Genomic DNA, 18792 nt, shown 5'->3' with positions numbered 1-18792 from the left:
AACGAAAAGGAACCCGCCCATGTTCGACCTCATCGTCTCCCAGGGCCGTGTCGCCGACCGGGAGGCCCGGATGATCGAGGGCGCCGCCCGCACCGCCCGGGCCCTGGAGAAGACCTACGGCGTCACCGGCCGTTTCGTCGGCACCCCCGCCCCGGCCGCCGACGACGACTGGACCGTCAGCCTGCCCCAGGCCGAGGCCACCCTTGAGGGCCTGCGCAAGGCCGTCACCGAGAGCCTGCGCGGCGACGACCTCACCGTGATGGTCAACAACACCTGCTCCGCCAGCCTGGCCTCCCTTCCCGCGGTGGCCCGGGCCCACCCGGACGCCGTCGTCCTCTACATCGACGCGCACGGCGACTTCAACACCCCCGCCACCACGGACACCGGGTACCTCGGCGGCATGGTCCTCTCCGGCGCCTGCGGACTCTGGGAGAGCGGCCACGGCGCGGGGCTCAAGCCCACCCAGGCCGTGCTGGTGGGCGCGCGCGACATCGACGGCGGCGAGCGCGCGCTCATCGCCCAGGCCGGAGTCCGCGTCATCCCGCCGCCCGAGGCGACCGCGGAGAACGTGCTGGCCGCCGTCGGCGAGGCACCGGTGTGGGTGCACATCGACTGGGACGTCCTCGACCCCGGTCCCGTCCCGGCCGACTACACCGTGCCGGACGGCATGACGCCGGAACAGATCAGGGCCATCTTCGAGGCCATCCCCGCGTCCCGGCTCATCGGCTTCGAGATCGCCGAGTTCAACGCCACCTTGGACGACACGGTCAACGAGCGGGCCGTCGCCGTCATCCTCGACATGATCGCCCCCGCCCTCACGGCCGCCACCCGCGCGTGAGACGGCCGACGCGACGACGGCGCGGCCGGTTCCACACCCCTGGGGAACCGCGCCGCCCCCTGGGAACGAGAGCCGGCCGCGTCACGCGACGATGAGGAGGAGGACACCCATCACCACGCCAACCGAACTCCGCTTCAGCAAGGTCCACGGCGCAGGGAACGACTTCGTGCTCCTCGACCTGCGGGACACCCCCGCCCCCTCAGCCGAGCTGTGCCGGGCGCTGGCCGACCGGCACACGGGCGTCGGCTGCGACCTGATCCTCGGCGTCGCGGGCCCGCGCACCCCGCAGGCCGTCGCCTCCTACGCGATCTGGACCGCGGACGGCGCGCCTTCCCAGCAGTGCGGCAACGGGGCACGCTGCGTGGCGGCCTGGGCCGTCCGCGAGGGCCTGACGGCGGCGCCGCGCTTCGCCCTCGACAGCCCGAGCGGTACGCACCTGGTGGAGCGGCTCGACGAACAGGACTGGTACCGGGTGGACATGGGACCGCCACGGTTCTCACCGGGCCAGGTGCCCCTGCACGGCTTCACCGCTGAGCAGGACGTCTACCGCGTCGCCCTGGAGGACGGCGCGGAGGTCGCGTTCTGCGCCGTCTCCATGGGCAACCCCCACGCCGTGATCGAGGTGGACGACGTCGCCGCCGCCCCGGTCGGTCGCGTGGGGGCCGCCCTCCAGGGCTCCGGGGTGCTCCCGCCGACCGTCAACGTCGGCTTCGTCCAGGTCGAGAGCCGCGACCGCGTCCTGCTGCGCGTCCACGAGTACGGCGCCGGTGAGACGCGCTCGTGCGGCAGCGGCTCCTGCGCCGCGGCGGCCGTCCTCATGCGCCGGGGCCGCGTCGCTCGCAGCGTCTCGGTCCTCTCGCCCGGCGGCACGCTGCGCATCAGCCAACCGGACCCCGACGGCCCGATGTTCCTGGCCGGACCGACCTCACTCGTCTACGAAGGAACCTTCCACCATGCCTCTCTATGACAGCATCCTCGACACCATCGGCCGCACGCCCATCGTCCGGCTGCACCGGATGGCGCCCGCGCACGTCACCGTGTACGCCAAGGTCGAGTCCTTCAACCCCGGTGGCTCCGTCAAGGACAGGCTGGCGCTCGCGGTCGTCCTCGACGCCGAGGCGAAGGGGCTGCTCAAGCCGGGCGACACCATCGCCGAGTGCACGTCGGGCAACGTCGGCATCGCCCTGGCCATGGTCGCCGCGGCGCGTGGCTACCGCTTCGTCGCCGTCATGTCGGACACGTACTCGGTGGAGCGCCGCAAGCTGATCCGCGCCTACGGCGGCAAGGTGCTGCTGTTCCCCGGCCACCTGGGCAGCAGCGGCGGCAACCGGATAGCGGACGAACTCGCCGAGAAGCACGGGTGGTTCCGCGCCCGGCAGTTCGACAACCCCGCCAACCCCGCGTACCACCGCGAGACCACCGCCGCCGAGATCCTCGCCGACTTCGCGGGGGAGCGGCTGGACTACTTCGTCACCGGCTTCGGCACCACCGGCACCCTGACCGGCGTGGGCCAGATGCTGAAGCTCGCCCGCCCGGCGGTGCGGGTGGTCGCCGTCGAACCGGAGAACGCGGCGGTGCTGGCCGGTCAGGAGTGGAACGTGCACAAGATCCAGGGGCTGGCCCCCGACTTCGTGCCGAGCCTGCTCGACCGCAGCGTCATCGACGAACTCACCACGATCGACGAGAACGTGGCCCGCGACACCTCCCGCCGCCTCGCCGCCGAGGAGGGGATCTTCGTGGGCATCTCGGCCGGTGCGACGCTGGCGACGGCTCTGCGCGTGGCCGAGACCGCCCCGGAGGGCTCGGTGCTGCTCGCGATGCTCCCGGACACCGGCGAGCGCTACCTGTCCACCTTCCTGTTCGACGGGGTCAGCGAGGGCTCCGACGACGCGTGGCTCAGCTCCCTGGACGGCGGGTCGGGCTCCGCGTGAACCCGCCAGCTCCTCATCCCGGCCCGCGAGGGAGGTCGGGCGGCGGCCACGCGTCCCGCCCGCTCCCTCGGAGGGCGTCCGCCCGCCCACTGTGGGAGTAGGTGCATGAGAGAGTTCATCCCCCCGGCGACCCGGTTCATCGACCTGCCGGACCGCTTCCCGATGCGGGACGGCGGCCTCCTCCGTGGTGCCCGCATCGCCTACGAGACGTTCGGGCGGCCGAGCGCCCGGCGGGACAACGCGGTGCTGATCCTCACCGGTCTCTCCCCCGACGCCCACGCCGCGTCCCATCCGGACGATCCCGCTCCCGGCTGGTGGGAGGCGATGGTGGGGCCAGGCAAGCCGGTCGATACCGACCGGTGGTACGTGATCTGCGTGAACTCGCTGGGCAGTTGCAAGGGTTCCACCGGCCCGGCCTCCCTCGATCCGGACACCGGTGCTCCCTACGGCCTGGCCTTCCCCGAACTGGCCGTCGAGGACATCGCCGACGCCGCCGCCCACACGGTGCGGGCCCTGGGCGTCGAGCGGCTGGCCTGCGTGATCGGCGCCTCGATGGGCGGGATGACCGCGCTGGCGCTGCTGTCCCGCCATCCGGAGCTGGCTCGCAGCCACATCAGCATCTCCAGCGCGGTGCACGCGCTGCCGTTCGCCATCGCCGTCCGCTCGCTGCAACGCGAGGCCATCCGCCGTGACCCGCTCTGGAACGAGGGGCGTTACGACGCCACGGCGTACCCGCGCCACGGCATGACCACCGCCCGCAAGCTGGGCATGATCACCTACCGCTCGGCGCAGGAGTGGGACGTCCGCTTCGGCCGCAACCGCATCGCCGAGGAACACCGCACCGACCAGGACCCGTTCGGCCCCCGGTTCGACGTCGAGGGCTACCTGGAGTTCCAGGCCCGGCGTTTCGTCCACCACTTCGACCCCAACAGCTACCTGTACCTGAGCCGTTGCATGGACCGCTTCGACCTCGCCACGTCCAGCGGCACGACGACCGAGGCGGCGCTGGCCGCGATACGGCTGGAGAAGGCGCTGGTGATCGGCGTGGAGACCGACACCCTCTTCCCTCTCCACCAGCAGCGGCGGATCGCCGAAGGGCTGAGCGGCGGCAGCACCGACGTGGAGTTCCTGCCGCTGGAGTCCACGCAGGGCCACGACGCCTTCCTCGTCGATAGCGGCAGCTTCGGCCCGCCGGTGGCGAAGTTCCTGTCCGTGGACTGGTGGTGACAGGCCCGCCCGTCCGGTCGCCGACCTCGTCAACCCCGCATCCCTCCAGGGAGATCCGTGACATCCGCACAGCCAGAGAAGACCGCACTCGTCACCGGCGCCAACCGCGGTATCGGCCGGGAGATCGCCCGCCAGCTCGCCGCGGCGGGCGTCCACACCCTCGTGACCGGCCGCGACCGCAAGGCGGTGGCAGAAGCGGTGGAGGAACTGCGCGGCGACGGCCTCCCCATCGAGGGGCTCGCACTCGACGTGCTCAGCTCCGACAGCATCAGGGCCGCCGCCGACGAGGTCGCCCGCCGGTTCGGGCGCCTGGACATCCTCGTCAACAACGCGGCCGTCCGCGTCGAGGAGTACGGCAAGCTGCCGTCCCAGCAGCCGCTGCACCAGTGGCGCGAGACGTTCGAGAGCAACCTCTTCGGCGTCGTGGAGGTGACCTGTGCCCTGCTGCCGCTGCTGCACGCGTCCCCCGCTGGCCGCATCGTGAACGTCGCCAGCATGCTCGCCTCGCTGACCCGGCACAGCGACCCGGAGTCCTACACCTACAGCGCCACCTTCAAGTCGCTCCCCGCGTACAGCGCCTCCAAGACGGCCGTCAACTCGTGGACGGTGCACCTGGCATGGGAGCTGCGCGACACCCCGATCAAGGTGAACTCCGTGCATCCGGGCTACACGAAGACCGACCTCAACGACGGGGAGGGAGACCTCGACATCCCCACCGGGGCCCGCACCGGCGTGGAGATGGCCCTCCTCGGCGCAGACGGCCCCACCGGCACGTTCGTGCACCTGGGCGACGTCCTGCCGTGGTGAACCGTTCCCGCACCGCTCTCGCGAAAGACCCCACCGCGCCGTAGCGCTCTCCCGACAGCGCCCCGGCCTGGCCACGCCCGCGAGGTGTGGCCCGCCCTCGTCCCACCTCTCTCCAAGGACGGCCCGCATGGCTCCCCTCTGCCTGGCAACCGACGAGACCAGCCTCCCCATCGACCACGACATGACGCTCCTGCTGGAGGCGTGCCGCGAAGCGGGCCTGAAGACCGAGGTGTGCGCCTGGGACGACCCGGACATCGACTGGTCACGCTTCGGCGCCGTCGTCCTGCGTTCCCCGTGGACGTACGTGGAGCAGCTGCCTGAGTTCCTGGCGTGGTGCGAGCGGGTGGACGCCGCGACGCGGCTGCTGAACCCCCTGCCGGTGGTGCGCTGGAGCCTGGACAAGCACTACCTGGCCGATCTCGCCGCGCACGGCGTGCCGGTGGTGCCCACCACCTTCCTTGGCCGGGACGCCGATCCGTCGCGGACGCTGCGGGAGTTCCAGGCCGCGCACCCCGAGGCCGCGGAGGTGGTGGTGAAGCCGACAGTCGGCGCCTACTCCCTGGGCGTACGGCGCTTCCCCCGCGCGCGGCACGCCGAGGCGGCCGACTACGCCGCCGGTCTGCTGGCGAAGGGAAGCGAGGTCATGGTGCAGCCCTACCTCGACGCGATCGACCTGGAGGGCGAGACCGATCTCATCTACTTCGACGGCACGTACAGCCACGCGATACGCAAGAGCGCGATGCTGGCGGCGGACGGCACGGTCAACGTCCCCCTGATGGAGTTCCGTCAGGCGCGTGACGCCGACGAGGGCGAGCGCGCCGTCGCCTCCGCCGTTCTCGACGCCGCCGCCGCGCATCTGCGCCTGGACCAGCCGCTGCTGTACGGCCGCATCGACCTGGTGCGGGGGAGTGGGGGCGAACCGCTCGTGCTGGAGGCCGAGTTGTGCGAGCCGTCGCTCAGCCTGCCGTTCGCCGAGGCCGGTGCCACGCGGTTCGCCGAGGCGATGGCGGCCCGGCTCGCCCGCCCGCGCTGAGGCGTCCGCCGCGGGCCGTCACCCCTCGGCGAGGAGCGGCGCGAGGCGGCGGACCGCGTCGTCAACGTCCGCCGCCGACGGCGCCCCCACGTAGCTGAGCCGGAAGTGCGGGGCGCTGCTGTCCACGGGGTAGTAGTGGTCTCCCGGGGTGACGGCGACGCCGCCGACCAGGGCCGCCGCCGCGAACTCCGCGCCGTCGAGGTGGCCGGGGAGCGACACCCACAGGTGGTAGCCGCCCCGCGGCCTGACCGTCAGGGCGTCGGGTCCGAAGGTCGCCGTCACCGCGGCGACGGCGACCTTCCGCCGGTGCTCCAGCGCCGTGGCGAGGGCCGCCAGGGAACGCCGCCAGGCCGGTGCCGTCACCAGCTCAAGCACGGTGTACTGCAGCGGCGCGGGCACGAACATGGTGTCCACGACGTGGGCCGAGCGCAGCCGTGCCATCACCGGCCCGCGGGCGGCGAGCGCGCCGACGCGCAGGTTGGGCGAGGCCACCTTCGTGAGCGAACGGATGTGGACGACCGTGCCGTCCGGGTCGTCGGCGATCAGCGGGGGTGGTGTCGGCCCGGCGTCGGCGTGCCCCAGGTGACGGGCGAAGTCGTCCTCGACGACGAACGCCCCGTGCCGCCTGGCGATGTCGCGGATCGCCTGCTGCCGGTGCGCCGGAAGACTGGCCCCGCTGGGGTTCTGGAACAGCGGCTGGACGATGACGACACGGGCCCGGGTACGGGTGAGGGCGTCGTCGAGGTAGTCGGGGCGCATCCCCTCCGCGTCCAGGGGGACCGGGATGGTCCGCAGTCCTGCGGCGTGCGCGGCGGCCATGGTGCCGGGGTAGGTGGGCGACTCGATGACCACGGGATCGCCCGGCTGGCCGAGCGCGCGCAGGGTCGTCGCGAGGGCGCTCTGCCCGCCGCCGCAGACGAGGATGTCGTGCCGCCCCAGACCGCCGCCGATGTCGGCCGCGAACCAGTCCCGCAGCTCCGGCACCCCACCGGCGGGCGGGCGGTTCCACGCCTCGGGGCGCCGGGCGGCGCGGGAGAGCGCGGTGCCGAGGTGGGCGAGCGGCTGGAGCCCCGGGTGCAGATACCCCCCGTTGAGGTCAACGACGTCGGGCCCTGGGGAGGCGAGCGCGCCCAGCAGGGCGGGCGCCTTGTACCTGCGGGTGGTGCCGGTCGCCGAGTCGATGTTGTGGGTCAGTTCGAGGGCCGCCTCCTGCCAGGACGTGTCGCCAGGACGGGTCACCGGCCGCGTCTCGGTGCGGAAGGTCCCGGCACCCGGGCGTGAGGCGATGAGGCCCCGTGCGGCGAGCTGCGCCAGCGCCTCGGAGACGGTGGTGGCACTCACCCCGAAACGGCGTACCAGTGCGCGGTGCGTGGCGATCCGCGTCCCCGCCGGCTGGTCCTCGATCTCCTTCGCGAGAACGGCGGCCACCACCTGCGCACTGCTATCGTGATTCATGACACCTGATCGTAGCGCTATCGTCAGCGCCCCAATAGCGCCATCGTCGGCACGCACGTCCCCGCGACCGTCGGCGATGCGGGACGGCACCCTCTTCGCCGCCCTCGGCGTCCTCAGCTTCTCCTTCAGCTTCCCCGGGACCGTCTGGGCCCTGGAGGGCTTCGGCCCCTGGAGCGCCACAGGGGTCCGCGGCGTGCTGGCCGCCGCCCTCGCCCTCGCGGCGCTCCTGCTGACCCGGGCCCCCCTCCCGGCCCGTTCCGACCGGGCCGCCCTCGCCGTCGTCGCCGGTGGCTGCGCCATCGGGTTCCCGCTGCTGACGACCCTGGCGCTCCAGACCTCATCGACGGCACACTCTGCGGTCGTCATAGGGGCGCTGCCGATGGCCACGGCGTGCATCTCCGCCCTCCGTACCGGGCGCCGTCCCTCGAAGGTGTTCTGGGCCGCCGCCGGTACCGGCGCGGCCACCGTCATCGCCTTCACGCTCTCGCAGAACCACGGCCGCCCGAGCCTCGCCGACCTCTACCTCTTCGCGGCCCTGCTGGTCTGCGCGGCCGGTTACGCCGAGGGCGGCCGACTCTCGGCCCGCATGCCGGGCTGGCACGTCATCGCCTGGGGGGTGACGCTCGCCGCCCCCGTCAACCTGCTGGTGTCCGTGGTGGCGCTGCCGCAGGAGCCGGTGCACCTGACCGCCCAGGCCGTCGGCGGCATGGCCTACATCGCCGCCGTCTCCCAGTTCGGTGGCTTCGTCGTCTGGTACAAGGGCATGGGCCTGATCGGGGTGGTGCGTGCCAGCCAACTCCAGCTCGCCCAGCCGCTGCTGACGCTCGTGTGGGCGGTGCTCCTGCTCGGCGAGCGCCTGACCGCCACCGTGCCCCTCACCGCGGCGGTGGTGCTCGCCTGCATCGTCGTGACCCAGCGTGCCCGGACGTCCTGACCGGGCGCCCCTGATCCCGCCTGCCCGCCGTCCCCGTGGCCGCGTCACGCGTGCCCACTGTTCCCGGCTGCCCCGCCGAGCCGGTGAGAGGATTCGTGTGTCCTCCAACCGCATCCCGACAACCGCTTCCCCGGGACGGGCCCCCGCCGCCTCTCCCGAGGCACGACGAGGTGCGTCCGGACTCGTCGAACGTCTGGTCCCCGACGAACTGTGGAGCCTCTTCCGCGAGGTCGTGCCCCCGACGGTCGTCAGCCGCCCGCAGGGCGGCGGCCGTCGCAGGGCCGACGACCGGGAGGTGCTGGCGGCGATCTTCCTGGTGGCGAGCGCCGGATGCACCTGGCGGCAGCTGCCGCCGGGCTTCGGGCCCTGCTGGCCGACCGTCTACCGCCGGTACGCCGAATGGAGCCGGGCCCACGTCTGGCCGCGCCTGCACCAGAGCGTCGTGGACCGGATGGGCGAGTGCGAGGCCGCGCGCTGGTCCCTGCTCGCCATCTCCTCCGTCACGCTGAGGAGGGGCCGGAGCAGCGGCTGAGGTGGCGGCGTCCTGACGCCTGGCCTGGCGGGGACCCGGTGGGCCCTGACCCCCGGCCGGTGCGTCGCCGTTGACGACCGGACGGGGACCAGGGCCCACCGGGCACGGTTCTCACGCCGCGTGCGTCACCCGGCCCGCCAGGGCCGTGAGGACGACGCGGTGGCCGAAGTCGCGCCCGTGGAACGGCGAGTTGGCCGACCTGCTGTGCCAGGTGTCCGGTGCGGCCCGCCAGTGCTCGGCGCGGACGACGCAGAACGTCGCGGGCTCGCCGACGGAGACCGGCCGTCCGGCGGTCCCGTCGATCCGGCCGATCACGGCCGGGCGGGCGGACAGTACCGCGCCGACGGCCTCCCAGTCCACCGTTCCGGTCCGCCCGTCCGTGAACACCTCGGCCGTGACCGGCAGCGCCGTCTCCAGCGAGGTGAGGCCGAACGCGGCGCTCTGCCACGAACCGGTCTTCGTCCGCGCTGGATGCGGCGCGTGGTCGGTGGCGACGATGTCGATCGTGCCGTCCCGCAGCGCCGCGCGCACCGCCGCGATGTCCTCGGCCGCGCGCAGCGGCGGGTTCACCTTCATCGCGGGCCCGTGCCGTACGGCGTGCTCGTCACCGAGGACGAGATGGTGCGGCGTCACCTCGGCCGTGACGGGCAGTCCCGCCGCTTTCGCCGCCCTGACGAGGGCCACGCTGCCCGCCGTGGAGACGTGGCAGACGTGCAGCCGTCCGCCGGTCGCCGCGACGAGCGCCAGGTCCCGGCCGATCACCGCCTCCTCCCCGGCCGCGGGCCAGCCGGGCACGCCGAGCAGCGGCGCCACCGGCGCGTTCACGACGCCGTCCCGCACGATCGCGCCGCTCTGCGCGTGCTGCGCGAACGCCGTGCCGCGCCTGGCCATGCCGGTGAGCAGGTCGAGGACCAGGCCGTCGTCGTCCACGCAGCGGCCGTCGTCCGAGAAGAGCGTCACGCCCGCGTCGGCCAGCGCGTCCACGTCCACCGTCTCGCGCCCGGCGAGCCCGACCGTGGCCGCGCCGACCGGGTGCAGCCGCACGCCAAGGCCCTCGGCGCGGCGGCGCAGTTCGGCGACGCGCTCCGCCGTGTCCGTGACGGGCGTGGTGTTGGCCATGGCGAACACGTCGGTGAAGCCCCCGGCCGCCGCGGCGCGGGCGCCGGTGCGCAGGGTCTCCGCCTCCTCGCCGCCCGGTTCGCGCAGGTGGGTGTGGAGATCGACCAGGCCGGGCAGCACCGTGCCGCCGGTGAGGGCGACGTGCTCGCCCGGCGCGGGCCGCCCGGTGGCGGGGCGGATGTCGGTGATCCGCCCGTCCGCGACGCGCAGGTCGAAGGCCCCGTCCCGCCCGGGGACGGCGACGTCCGCCAGCCACCAGGGCGAGCCGCCGCCGGGCGCGGACACCGTCACCGGTCGGCCTCGTCCAGGCGCAGCAGCGTACGCAGCAGGACGCGCACGCCCGGCACGATCTGCTCGGTGGGCGTGAACTCGTCGGGGGAGTGGCTGAGTCCGGCCTCGCTCGGCACGAACAGCAGCCCGGCGGGGATAATGTGCCCGATCTGCTGGATGTCGTGGCTCGCGCCGCTGGGCAGCACCTGGTAGGGCAGGCCGAGGCCGTCCGAGGCGGCGCGCGCGTGGTCGGCGACCCAGTCGGGGAGCGTCACGGGCGGCGTGTCGGCGATCGTCTCGGTCACCAGTTCGACGCCGCGCGCCATGGCGACGGCCGCGAACTCCTGGGCCAGCACGCGGGCGGTCTCCCGCTGGCGCACCGGGTCCACGTCCCGCACGTCCACGAAGAACTCGACCTCGCCGGGGATCGTCGTGATCGAGCCGGGCTCGACGGTGAGCCTGCCGACCGTGACCCGCACCCCGCGGCGCGCGGGGTCGCGCGCGATCCGGTCGCCCAGCACGACGCACTCGGCGGCCACCACCATGGCGTCACGCCGCAGGTGCATCGGCGTGCCGCCCGAGTGGGTGGCGCGGCCCGTCGCCCGCACGCGCAGCCTGGTGCTGCCGGAGATGACGTCCACGACGCCGACGTCCAGGCCGCGCGAGCGCAGCACCTCGCCCTGCTCGATGTGCAGTTCGACGAACGCGAACCAGTCCTCGGCCCGCCAGCGCGAGCGGTCCACCAGGTCGGGGCGCAGGCCGACACCGGCCATCGCGTCGGCCATCGTCACGCCGTCCCGGTCCGTGAAGCCGGACAGGTCGGCCGACGACGTCAGCCCGGCGGCCATCCGGCTGCCGTTGCACGCCTGCCCGAACCGCGCGCCCTCCTCGGCCGCGAACGCGACGAACCGCCACGGCCTGCGGTGCGGCGTGCCGCTGCGCACCATGACCTCGGCGACCTCCATCGCGGAGACGACGCCCACGATGCCGTCGAACCCGCCGCCGCTCGGCACGGTGTCGAGGTGCGAGCCGGTCCCGATCGCGCGCGGCTCGCCCGTGCCGGGGAGTTCGGCGACGGTGTTGCCCGCGTGGTCGGTGCCGACCGACAGGCCGAGGTCGGCCATGTGGCGGGCGAAGACGGCGTGGGCCCGGCGCTCCAGCGGGCTGAAGGCCAGCCGCGTGCAGCCGGGGCCCGGCTCGGTGAGGTCGGCGAACGTCGCCAGGTGCGCGGCTATCCGGCTGGCGTCCACGCCGCCCTCCGGACCCGCCGCGCGGGGGGCGCCTGGGGTGCCTGACTCGGCTTCTGTGGTCATGAGCGTTCTCCTGGGTGCACGACATCGACGTCTTCCGGGCGGGCGGCGTCCGCGGGCGGCGGGGTGAGCGAGCAGACCGCCGCCACCTCTCCGCCGTGACTCGTCACCGCGCGGACCAGGCGCGGCAGTTCGCCGTCCGGGTCGCCGAGGGTGACGAGCACCGCGCGCGTCCCGGGTGTCAGGTCCTCGACGATGAGCCGCCCGAGGTCGGCGACCACCACGTGCCGCCGTACGCCGAGCGTGCGGGCGACGACGTGGGCGAGCAGCACGTCGGTGGTGGCGTCCGGGCTGACCACGGCCGCGGGCGTGTACCGGGCGGCCAGCTCCGCGAGGGCGGCGCCCGCGCGCTCGACGGCGGCCGGGTCGTCCTCACGGAGCGCCGTGCCGGGCGGTCCCGGCGGGGACGAGGGTTTCGAGCCGGTGCTGGGGGACGGGGACATGCTGCTCTCCTCTCGGGTCAGGCGGTGCCCCGGGCGGGCGGGCCGCCCGGGGAGAAGCTGCCGCCGCGTCGGCCGGTGCCCGGGAGTGGGCGGGACACCTCGTCCGGCGTCCGCGGCGGCAGGTCTTGGGGCGGCGCGGTCACAGCCGTTCGCCGCCGGGCGCGGGCACCGTCCCGGGGAACGCGCCCGCCGTGGCCGCGTCCCCGTCGAGCAGCGCGGCGAGTTCCTCCACGCCGGGGTCGGGCGTGAAGGGCCCCGAGTAGCCGGAGTCGCGGGAGAGCGCCTGCGCCGTGTCCAGGACGACGCGCGCCGCCGTGGCGCGGTCGGCGGGGTCGGCGATCCTCGACCAGGCGGCGCACACCGTCACGGCCGAACTGACCCGCCCGGCCGGGCCGGTGCGCACCGGCGCGGACACGGCCCACACGCCCTCGTCCAACTCGTTGTCGCAGACGTCGAACCCGCGCTCGCGCACCAGCGCGAGGTGGTCGATGAGCCGGTTGATCTCCCGCAGGGTGCCCGAGGTGAACGGCGCGCGCGGGTAGGACGTCAGCAGCATCTCGACGAACGCCGGGTCCTGGTGCGCGAGGATCGCGCGGGCCGACGCCGCCGCGTGCAGCGGCACTTCCTGCCCGAGCCGCACGAACAGCCGCAGCGGGCGCTTGGTGCCCGCTATCGACACCGCCACCACGCGGCCGTCGATGAGCTGGGTGAGGACCACCGTCTCGCCGCACTGCCGCTCGGCGTCCACCAGGGGTGCCGGGGGCTGGATGACGAACGGCTCGTAGTCGTTGACGTGTCCGAGCGCGAGCGCGCCGGGGCCCAGCACGTACCGCTTGGTGGTGGGGGAGCGGCTGACGAAGCCGGTGTGCTCCAGGGTGCTCATGACGCGGTGCATGCTGCCCACCGGGATCTCCAGCTGCTGGTGCAGCTGTTGCAGGGTCAGGCCCTGCCGGTAGGCGGCGAGATGCGAGAGCACCGAGAGCGCCCGCACCACCACGTGCATGGGTTTGTCCGACCCGGACCTGTCGGTGCCGGTCTTCTCCATGGAGTGACCCCATCCCCTCGGTTTCGCCGTTGTTACCGCCAACGGGTTTCCGTAACACAGAATCAACACCTCGATTCCGTGTCCTGGAGTATCAAAGCACGCGGGCGTCCCTGTCAATGCCGGTCCCCCTTGGGGCGGGCGAAGCCGACATAACAAAGCAGGTCAGCACCTCGACAACCCTTGACATGCCGAACAACGCGTCCCAATACTGGCGCATCCGCACAGCGGAAGTGAAGTTTCCGTCTCGCGGAAACCGCTCACGAAACCAAGGGAGGAGGATTTATGGCCGACTCTGGCGTCGTGGTCCCCGCACCACCAGCCGCCGCCCGGCCCCGGGAACGTTCCCGAGGACGTCTGCCACGCGGCGCGCTGCTCATGGCGGCCCGCAAGCTGGGAGGCGCGCTGCTCGTGGTCTGGGGTGTCGTCACGTTCACGTTCGTCGTCGCACGTGTCGTGGCACCCGACCCCATCGGACTGCTGGTCCCGCCGGGAGCGACCCAGGAGGCACAGGACGCGGTGAGGGCCGACCTCGGCCTCGACAGCTCGGTGGCCGAGCAGTACGTCATCTACCTCCGGGACCTGATCACCGGCGACCTGGGCACCTCGTTCGGCACCGGCCGCGCCGTCACCGACGACCTGATGAGCAGGCTCCCCGCCACGCTCGAACTGGCCGTCCCCGCGCTGATCGTCGGCATCGTGCTCGGCACCGCGCTCGGCGTCATCAGCGCCGTACGCCGCGGACGTCTCCTCGACCACGCGATCCGCATCGTCACCGTGATCGCGCTCGCCATGCCCCAGTTCTGGCTGGGCCTCGTGCTGCTGTCCCTGTTCTACGTGCAGCTCGGCTGGCTCCCAGGACCGCTCGGCAGGCTGCCCGTCGGCGCGCAGATACCCCCTGAGGTCACCGGCAGCTACGTGATCGACGCGGTCATCGCCGGTCAGTGGGAGACGGCCCGCCAGGCCATCGACCAGCTGATCCTGCCCTGCGCCGTCCTCGCCTGCGGCATCTTCGCCCCCATCACCCGCGTCGCGCGGTCGGGGATGGTCGAGGCCCTGCGCAGCGAGTACGTGAGGACCGCCCACGCCTACGGCTTCGGACGGTCCACCGTCTACCGCGGCCACGCCCTGCGCAACGCGCTGCTCCCCGTCATCACGATGATCGCCGGTGGTGTGGCCTTCGCCTTCACCGGCGCCGTGCTCGTCGAGGGCGTCTTCGGCTGGCCCGGCATCGGCCAGTACGCGCTCACCGCGGTCGAGCAGTCCGACTTCCCCGCACTCCAGGGATTCGTGCTCTACGCCGCGATCATCTACGTGGTCCTGTACGCCCTGGTCGATCTCGCCCACTCGCTGGCCGACCCGAGGACGCGCTCATGACCGCACCCACCCCGATACCCGCCGCCGACCCGGTCGCACCGCCGGGGCCCGCCGCCGACATCCCCGCGGCCCCCGCACGCAAGCGCCGCCTCGCCGGGCAGCCGATCACGCTGCTCCTCGGCTGCGCCCTCATGGTGCTGCTGGTGGTCACCGCGGCGGTCGGGCAGATATGGACGCCCTTCGACCCCGAGGCACCAGGCGTCGGCCTGCCCTTCCTCGAACCGGGCGGCGACCACTGGTTCGGCACCGACCAGGCGGGCTCCGACGTCTTCTCCAAGACGCTCGCCGCCACCTGGACCGACCTGTGGCTGACCGTCGTCGCCGTCGCCATCGCGTTCGTCGTCGGCAGCGTCCTGGGCGCCGTCGCCGGTTACTGGGGCGGCTGGGCCGACGCCGTCATCATGCGCGGCACCGAGATCCTCCAGTCCTTCCCCGCGCTGCTGCTCGCCCTGCTGCTCGTCACCACGCTGGGCTCCGGGCTGATCAACGTGATCGTGGTGGTCGCCTTCGTCGGCCTCCCCGGCTACCTGCGCCTGCTGCGCGCCGAGGTACGGGCCCGCAAGTCCTGGGAGTTCACGGACGCGGCGATCCTCGCGGGCAACAGCGGACCCCGCGTCCTCGCCCGCCACCTCGTCCCCAACGGCATCATGCCGCTGATCTCCTACGCGGCCGTGAACGCCGCCTGGGTGGCCATCGTCGTCTCCAGCCTCGGCTTCGTCGGCGTCGGCATCGAGCCGGGCAGCCCCGAGTGGGGATCCATGATCGCGGGCGGCAGGACGTCCCCCGACTCCTACTGGATCTCCCTCTTCCCCGGCCTCGGCATCCTCCTGCTCGCCACGGCCTTCTACCTGATCGGCGACGGCCTGACCGACCGGGAGGACCACCGATGACCGGCAAGACCACCAGCGCGCCCAGGACCGGCGCGGCCCCCGCCCCCGGCGACGACACGGGCCCCCTGCTCAGCGTCACCGGCCTCTCCGGCGCCTTCCACACCGCGCACGGCAGCACGCAGGTCCTGCACGACGTCACCTTCGACGTGCCGCGCGGCGGCATCACCGCCGTCGTCGGCGAGACCGGCAGCGGCAAGTCGCTGTCCGTCCTCACCGTCATGGGCCTCATGCCGCCGGGGCTGGCCGTCCAGGGCTCCGTCCGCTTCGACGGCCGCGAACTGATCGGCCTCGGCGAGGACGGCTACCGCGAACTGCGCGGCAACCAGATCGCCATGGTCTTCCAGGACGCGCGCTCCTCCCTCAACCCGGTGCTCACCGTCGGACGGCAGCTCGCCGCCGTCGCCCGGCTCCACCGGGGCGTGGGGCGCAAGGAGGCCGAGGAACTGGTCGCCGACACCCTGGCGCGCGTCCGCATCCCCGACCCCCGCCGCCGCATGGCGCAGTACCCGCACCAGTTCTCCGGCGGCATGGCGCAGCGGGCGATGATCGCCATGGCCCTGCTCTGCCGCCCCCGGCTCATGCTCCTGGACGAGCCCACGACCGGCCTCGACGTCACCACGCAGGCCGACGTGATGGAGCTGGTCGTGGAGCTGGCACGGCAGGACGGCCTCACCGCCTGCCTGGTCACCCACGACCTCGGCGTCGTCGGCGAGACCTGCGACCGCGTGATCGTCATGCGCCACGGCCGGGTCGTCGAGGAGGCCGCCGCCGAGGCGTTCTTCCGCGCACCCGAGTCCGCCTACGCGCGGACCCTGCTCGCGGCCAACCGCATCGACGAAGCCCCGGGGAGCCCGACATGAGCACGACCGCGGAGACCACCCGCGACCACGCCGAGGCCGAACCGGTCCTCACCGTCGCCGACCTGCGCACCGACTTCACGCTGCGCAGCCGCGGCCGACGCCACACCCTGCACGCCGTGGACGAGGTGTCCCTCACGCTGCGGCCAGGCGAGACCCTCGCCATCGTCGGCGAGAGCGGCTCGGGCAAGTCCACCCTGGCCCGCAGCATCCTGCGGCTCGTCCCGCCCACGTCGGGCGAGGTCACCCTCGGCGGGCGGCCCGTCGCCGACCGCCGCGACCGCCGCGAGGTCTACCGCGAACTCCAGATGGTGTTCCAGGACCCCCGCGGCTCCCTCGACCCGCGCCAGCGCGTCCGTTCCATCCTCGACGAACCGCTGCGCCTCCACCTGAAGATGCCCGCCGCCGACCGCGACCGCCGCATCAAGGAACTGCTCGCCTCCGTCGAGCTGCCCGAGACCGTCCTCGACCGGCTGCCCGCCGCACTCTCCGGCGGCCAGCGGCAGCGCATCGGCATCGCCCGCGCGCTCGCCGTGCAGCCCAAGGCCGTCATCCTCGACGAGCCGACGGCCTCCCTCGACGCCTCCACCCGCGGCGTCGTCCTCGACCTGCTCGCGCGGCTCCAGCGCGAGCAGGGCATCGCCTACCTGCTGATCTCCCACGACCTCCAGGCCGTACGGCGCATCGCCCACCGCGTGCAGGTCATGTACGCCGGGCGCGTCGTCGAGTCCGGGACGACCGACGAGGTCCTGACCAACCCCGCCCACCCCTATACCCGCGCACTGCTGGACGCGGCCCCCGTGGCCCAGCACGGCGGACACACCAGGACGATCCGGCTCACCGGCGAGAACCCCGGACCGTTCGAGGTGCTCCCCGGCTGCGCACTCGCCCCCCGCTGCCCCTTGGCGGAGGAGTCGTGCACGGCCGGGCGTCCCCCACAACTGCCCTTCGGCGGCACCCACGAGGCCGCCTGTCCCGTCATCCACCGGCAGGTCAGCGCGGACCTGGCGGATGCGCGAAGAGACAAGGAAGACCACCATGACCAGTGACTCCCCGCGCCGCACGCGCCTGCTGGCGTGTGCCGCCGCGGTCACCGTCACCGCACTGCTCGGCGCCTGTTCGTCGTCGTCCTCGGGCGGCGGCGGCACCGGCGGGCAGGGCTCGGCGGCGGCGCCCGACACGCTCGTGGCCGCCTGGCCGAGCGACATCTCCACCATGGACCCGGGCAACGTCAACACCGACCAGGACAAAGAACTGGCGATGAACGTCTACCAGAACCTGGTGGGCTACGAGACGGTCGAGGAGGACGGGTACGCGGTCTCCGACGGCCTGGCCGCCGCCCCCGCCCTCGCCGAGTCCTGGGAGATCGAGGGTGACACCGTCACCTTCACGCTCCGCGACGACGTGACGTTCCACCCCAGCGGCAACCCGCTGACCTCGGCCGACGTCGTGTGGTCGCTCCAGCGCGCCCTCGAACTGAACGGCGCCGTCGAGCTGAACAACAGCGGCGTCTTCGAGGCCGACCAGATCACCGCCCCCGACGACACCCACGTCGCCATCAGCTACCAGGACGCCGAGGGCGAGCCGGTCCCCGCGAGCGAGGTCAACATCGCCACGCTCCGCACCTGCTGGTACGGCGTGATCGACTCGGCCGCCGCCCTGGAGCACGCCACCGACGAGGACCCGATCGCCGCCGACTGGCTGAAGGAGAACGTCGCCGGTTCCGGCCCGTACTACGTCGAGGGCCGCCAGCCCGGCCAGTCCCTGGACCTCGCCGCCGTGCCCGACGCGGTGGTGAACCCCGCCGCCTTCGCCGGGGTCAACCTGCGGGTCAGCAACGACGGCAACGTCGCCTCGCTCCTGCGCGGCGGCAGCGTCAACATCGCGCAGTACGGCATCAGCCCGCGCGACGCCCAGGACCTGGGCGAGGCGGGCTTCCGCGTCGAGCACGCCAACACCCCCAGCTACCTGTTCGTCCAGATCGCCTCGGACACCGGTCCCTTCACCGACCCGCTGGTGCGCCGCGCGGTCGCCGAGGCCCTGCCGTACGACCAGATCCTCGACACCGTCTACTACGGCGAGGCCGAGCGCGCCGTCTCCTACGTCGCCGAGAGCGCCGCGGGCTACGAGCCGGCCTGGGAGGCGTACGGCGACGCCGGGCGCGCCCAGGAGCTGATGGACGAGGCCGGTAACCCCGACATCACCACCACCCTGCGCTACCCCAGCGACAACGCGGACTTCGCCACCGCCGCGCAGCTCATCAAGAGCGCCCTGGAGCCCATCGGCATCAACGTGACGCTCCAGCCGCAGACCTCGGCCGCGATCATCACCTCGATCATCGGCCGCGCCACCGCCGACTCGGCCGGGGCCCCGGACGACGGCATCGTCCTGAGCAGCCTGTCCACCTACGTCGAGGACGCCAAGACCCCGGTCAAGCTGTGGAGCGTCACCGGCGGCGTCGTCAACTTCCCGCGCACCAGCATCGCGGAGATCGACGACCTCCAGCACGAGTTCGCCATGGCCGCCCCCAGCCCCGAGCGTGAGGACGCCTACCGGCAGATCCAGCAGCTCGCCGCCGAGGACGCGTCCTTCATCCCGCTGGTCGTCACCGGCCGCAACCTCGTCTCGGCCCAGGGCGTGACCGGCCTGACCTTCACCCCCGAGCCCCTCACCCTCTACTGGACACTGGAGCCCGCACAGTGACCGATGATCACTCCGGGGCCCGGT

At 73.2% G+C, this 18792-nt stretch carries 18 protein-coding genes; 13 read left to right on the top strand and 5 right to left on the bottom strand.

Translation table 11 applies throughout. The features are described 5' to 3' along the window. Nucleotides 1-19 precede the first annotated feature (19 nt). From IF27_RS15410 to IF27_RS15385, 6 genes are all read left to right on the top strand, one after another. Complete coding sequence (locus IF27_RS15410) at nt 20-838, top strand: arginase family protein (protein WP_052850162.1); 819 nt, start codon at nt 20-22, stop codon at nt 836-838. A gap of 91 nt (nt 839-929) precedes the next feature. Continuing rightward, nucleotides 930-1805, top strand: coding sequence for a diaminopimelate epimerase (gene dapF, locus IF27_RS15405; RefSeq protein WP_052850161.1), 876 nt, complete (start codon nt 930-932; stop codon nt 1803-1805). Continuing rightward, nucleotides 1792-2769: a cysteine synthase A gene (cysK, locus tag IF27_RS15400; protein ID WP_052850160.1), complete on the top strand. Its 978-nt coding sequence runs from the start codon at nt 1792-1794 to the stop codon at nt 2767-2769. The genes dapF and cysK overlap by 14 nt, the downstream gene beginning before the upstream one ends. A gap of 105 nt (nt 2770-2874) precedes the next feature. After that, nucleotides 2875-3996, top strand: coding sequence for a homoserine O-acetyltransferase MetX (metX, locus tag IF27_RS15395; protein ID WP_052850159.1), 1122 nt, complete (start codon nt 2875-2877; stop codon nt 3994-3996). Between the two features lie 57 nt (nt 3997-4053). Next, nucleotides 4054-4803, top strand: a complete 750-nt coding sequence (locus tag IF27_RS15390; protein WP_052850158.1) for an SDR family oxidoreductase — start codon at nt 4054-4056, stop codon at nt 4801-4803. 127 nt (nt 4804-4930) lie between these two features. After that, on the top strand, nt 4931-5836 hold the full coding sequence (locus tag IF27_RS15385) for an ATP-grasp domain-containing protein (protein ID WP_052850157.1): 906 nt from the start codon (nt 4931-4933) through the stop codon (nt 5834-5836). 18 nt (nt 5837-5854) lie between these two features. Here IF27_RS15385 and IF27_RS15380 read toward each other — a convergent pair whose 3' ends face one another. Then, nucleotides 5855-7291: an aminotransferase-like domain-containing protein gene (locus IF27_RS15380; RefSeq protein ID WP_110945936.1), complete on the bottom strand. Its 1437-nt coding sequence runs from the start codon at nt 7289-7291 to the stop codon at nt 5855-5857. On the opposite strand from IF27_RS15380, the gene IF27_RS15375 reads away from it, so the two are divergent. Both IF27_RS15375 and IF27_RS30335 read left to right on the top strand, forming a co-directional pair. After that, nucleotides 7290-8225 carry a DMT family transporter gene (locus IF27_RS15375; RefSeq protein ID WP_110945935.1) on the top strand — a complete coding sequence of 312 codons (936 nt, stop codon included), beginning with the start codon at nt 7290-7292 and terminating at the stop codon, nt 8223-8225. The genes IF27_RS15380 and IF27_RS15375 overlap by 2 nt on opposite strands. Nucleotides 8226-8322: 97 nt before the next feature. Then, nucleotides 8323-8757 (top strand): transposase, encoded by a 435-nt coding sequence (locus tag IF27_RS30335; protein ID WP_190232978.1) that lies wholly within the window; start codon nt 8323-8325, stop codon nt 8755-8757. Between the two features lie 111 nt (nt 8758-8868). Here the strand turns inward: IF27_RS30335 and IF27_RS15365 are convergent, their stop codons facing one another. From IF27_RS15365 to IF27_RS15350, 4 genes are all read right to left on the bottom strand, one after another. Beyond that, complete coding sequence (locus IF27_RS15365; protein WP_052850633.1) at nt 8869-10128, bottom strand: dihydroorotase; 1260 nt, start codon at nt 10126-10128, stop codon at nt 8869-8871. A 35-nt stretch (nt 10129-10163) separates the two neighbouring features. Next, a complete protein-coding gene (locus tag IF27_RS15360; protein ID WP_110945933.1) occupies nt 10164-11459 on the bottom strand; it encodes a Zn-dependent hydrolase in 1296 nt (431 codons plus the stop codon). After that, nucleotides 11456-11899 carry a hypothetical protein gene (locus IF27_RS15355; protein WP_052850154.1) on the bottom strand — a complete coding sequence of 148 codons (444 nt, stop codon included), beginning with the start codon at nt 11897-11899 and terminating at the stop codon, nt 11456-11458. Before IF27_RS15355 ends, IF27_RS15360 begins: the two co-directional genes overlap by 4 nt. A gap of 139 nt (nt 11900-12038) precedes the next feature. After that, nucleotides 12039-12944 carry an IclR family transcriptional regulator gene (locus tag IF27_RS15350; protein ID WP_110945932.1) on the bottom strand — a complete coding sequence of 302 codons (906 nt, stop codon included), beginning with the start codon at nt 12942-12944 and terminating at the stop codon, nt 12039-12041. A 282-nt stretch (nt 12945-13226) separates the two neighbouring features. Between IF27_RS15350 and IF27_RS15345 the strand changes: the two genes are divergently transcribed. Genes IF27_RS15345 through IF27_RS15325 form a run of 5 tightly spaced genes read left to right on the top strand, consistent with a single transcriptional unit; the run spans nt 13227 to nt 18768 of the window. Then, nucleotides 13227-14318 carry an ABC transporter permease gene (locus IF27_RS15345; protein ID WP_110945931.1) on the top strand — a complete coding sequence of 364 codons (1092 nt, stop codon included), beginning with the start codon at nt 13227-13229 and terminating at the stop codon, nt 14316-14318. Next, nucleotides 14315-15208: an ABC transporter permease gene (locus IF27_RS15340; protein WP_052850152.1), complete on the top strand. Its 894-nt coding sequence runs from the start codon at nt 14315-14317 to the stop codon at nt 15206-15208. Before IF27_RS15345 ends, IF27_RS15340 begins: the two co-directional genes overlap by 4 nt. After that, on the top strand, nt 15205-16068 hold the full coding sequence (locus IF27_RS15335) for an ABC transporter ATP-binding protein (RefSeq protein WP_052850151.1): 864 nt from the start codon (nt 15205-15207) through the stop codon (nt 16066-16068). The genes IF27_RS15340 and IF27_RS15335 overlap by 4 nt, the downstream gene beginning before the upstream one ends. Then, nucleotides 16065-17114 carry an oligopeptide/dipeptide ABC transporter ATP-binding protein gene (locus IF27_RS15330; protein ID WP_052850150.1) on the top strand — a complete coding sequence of 350 codons (1050 nt, stop codon included), beginning with the start codon at nt 16065-16067 and terminating at the stop codon, nt 17112-17114. Before IF27_RS15335 ends, IF27_RS15330 begins: the two co-directional genes overlap by 4 nt. Next, a complete protein-coding gene (locus IF27_RS15325) occupies nt 17104-18768 on the top strand; it encodes an ABC transporter substrate-binding protein (RefSeq protein WP_052850149.1) in 1665 nt (554 codons plus the stop codon). The genes IF27_RS15330 and IF27_RS15325 overlap by 11 nt, the downstream gene beginning before the upstream one ends. Nucleotides 18769-18792 lie beyond the last annotated feature (24 nt).

The sequence above is a fragment of the Streptomyces avicenniae genome, assembly GCF_000719135.1.
GTDB classification, from domain to species: Bacteria; Actinomycetota; Actinomycetes; order Streptomycetales; family Streptomycetaceae; genus Streptomyces; species Streptomyces avicenniae.
The sequence above is the reverse complement of the archived record's forward strand: the minus strand, read 5'-3'. Positions and strand labels throughout refer to the sequence as shown.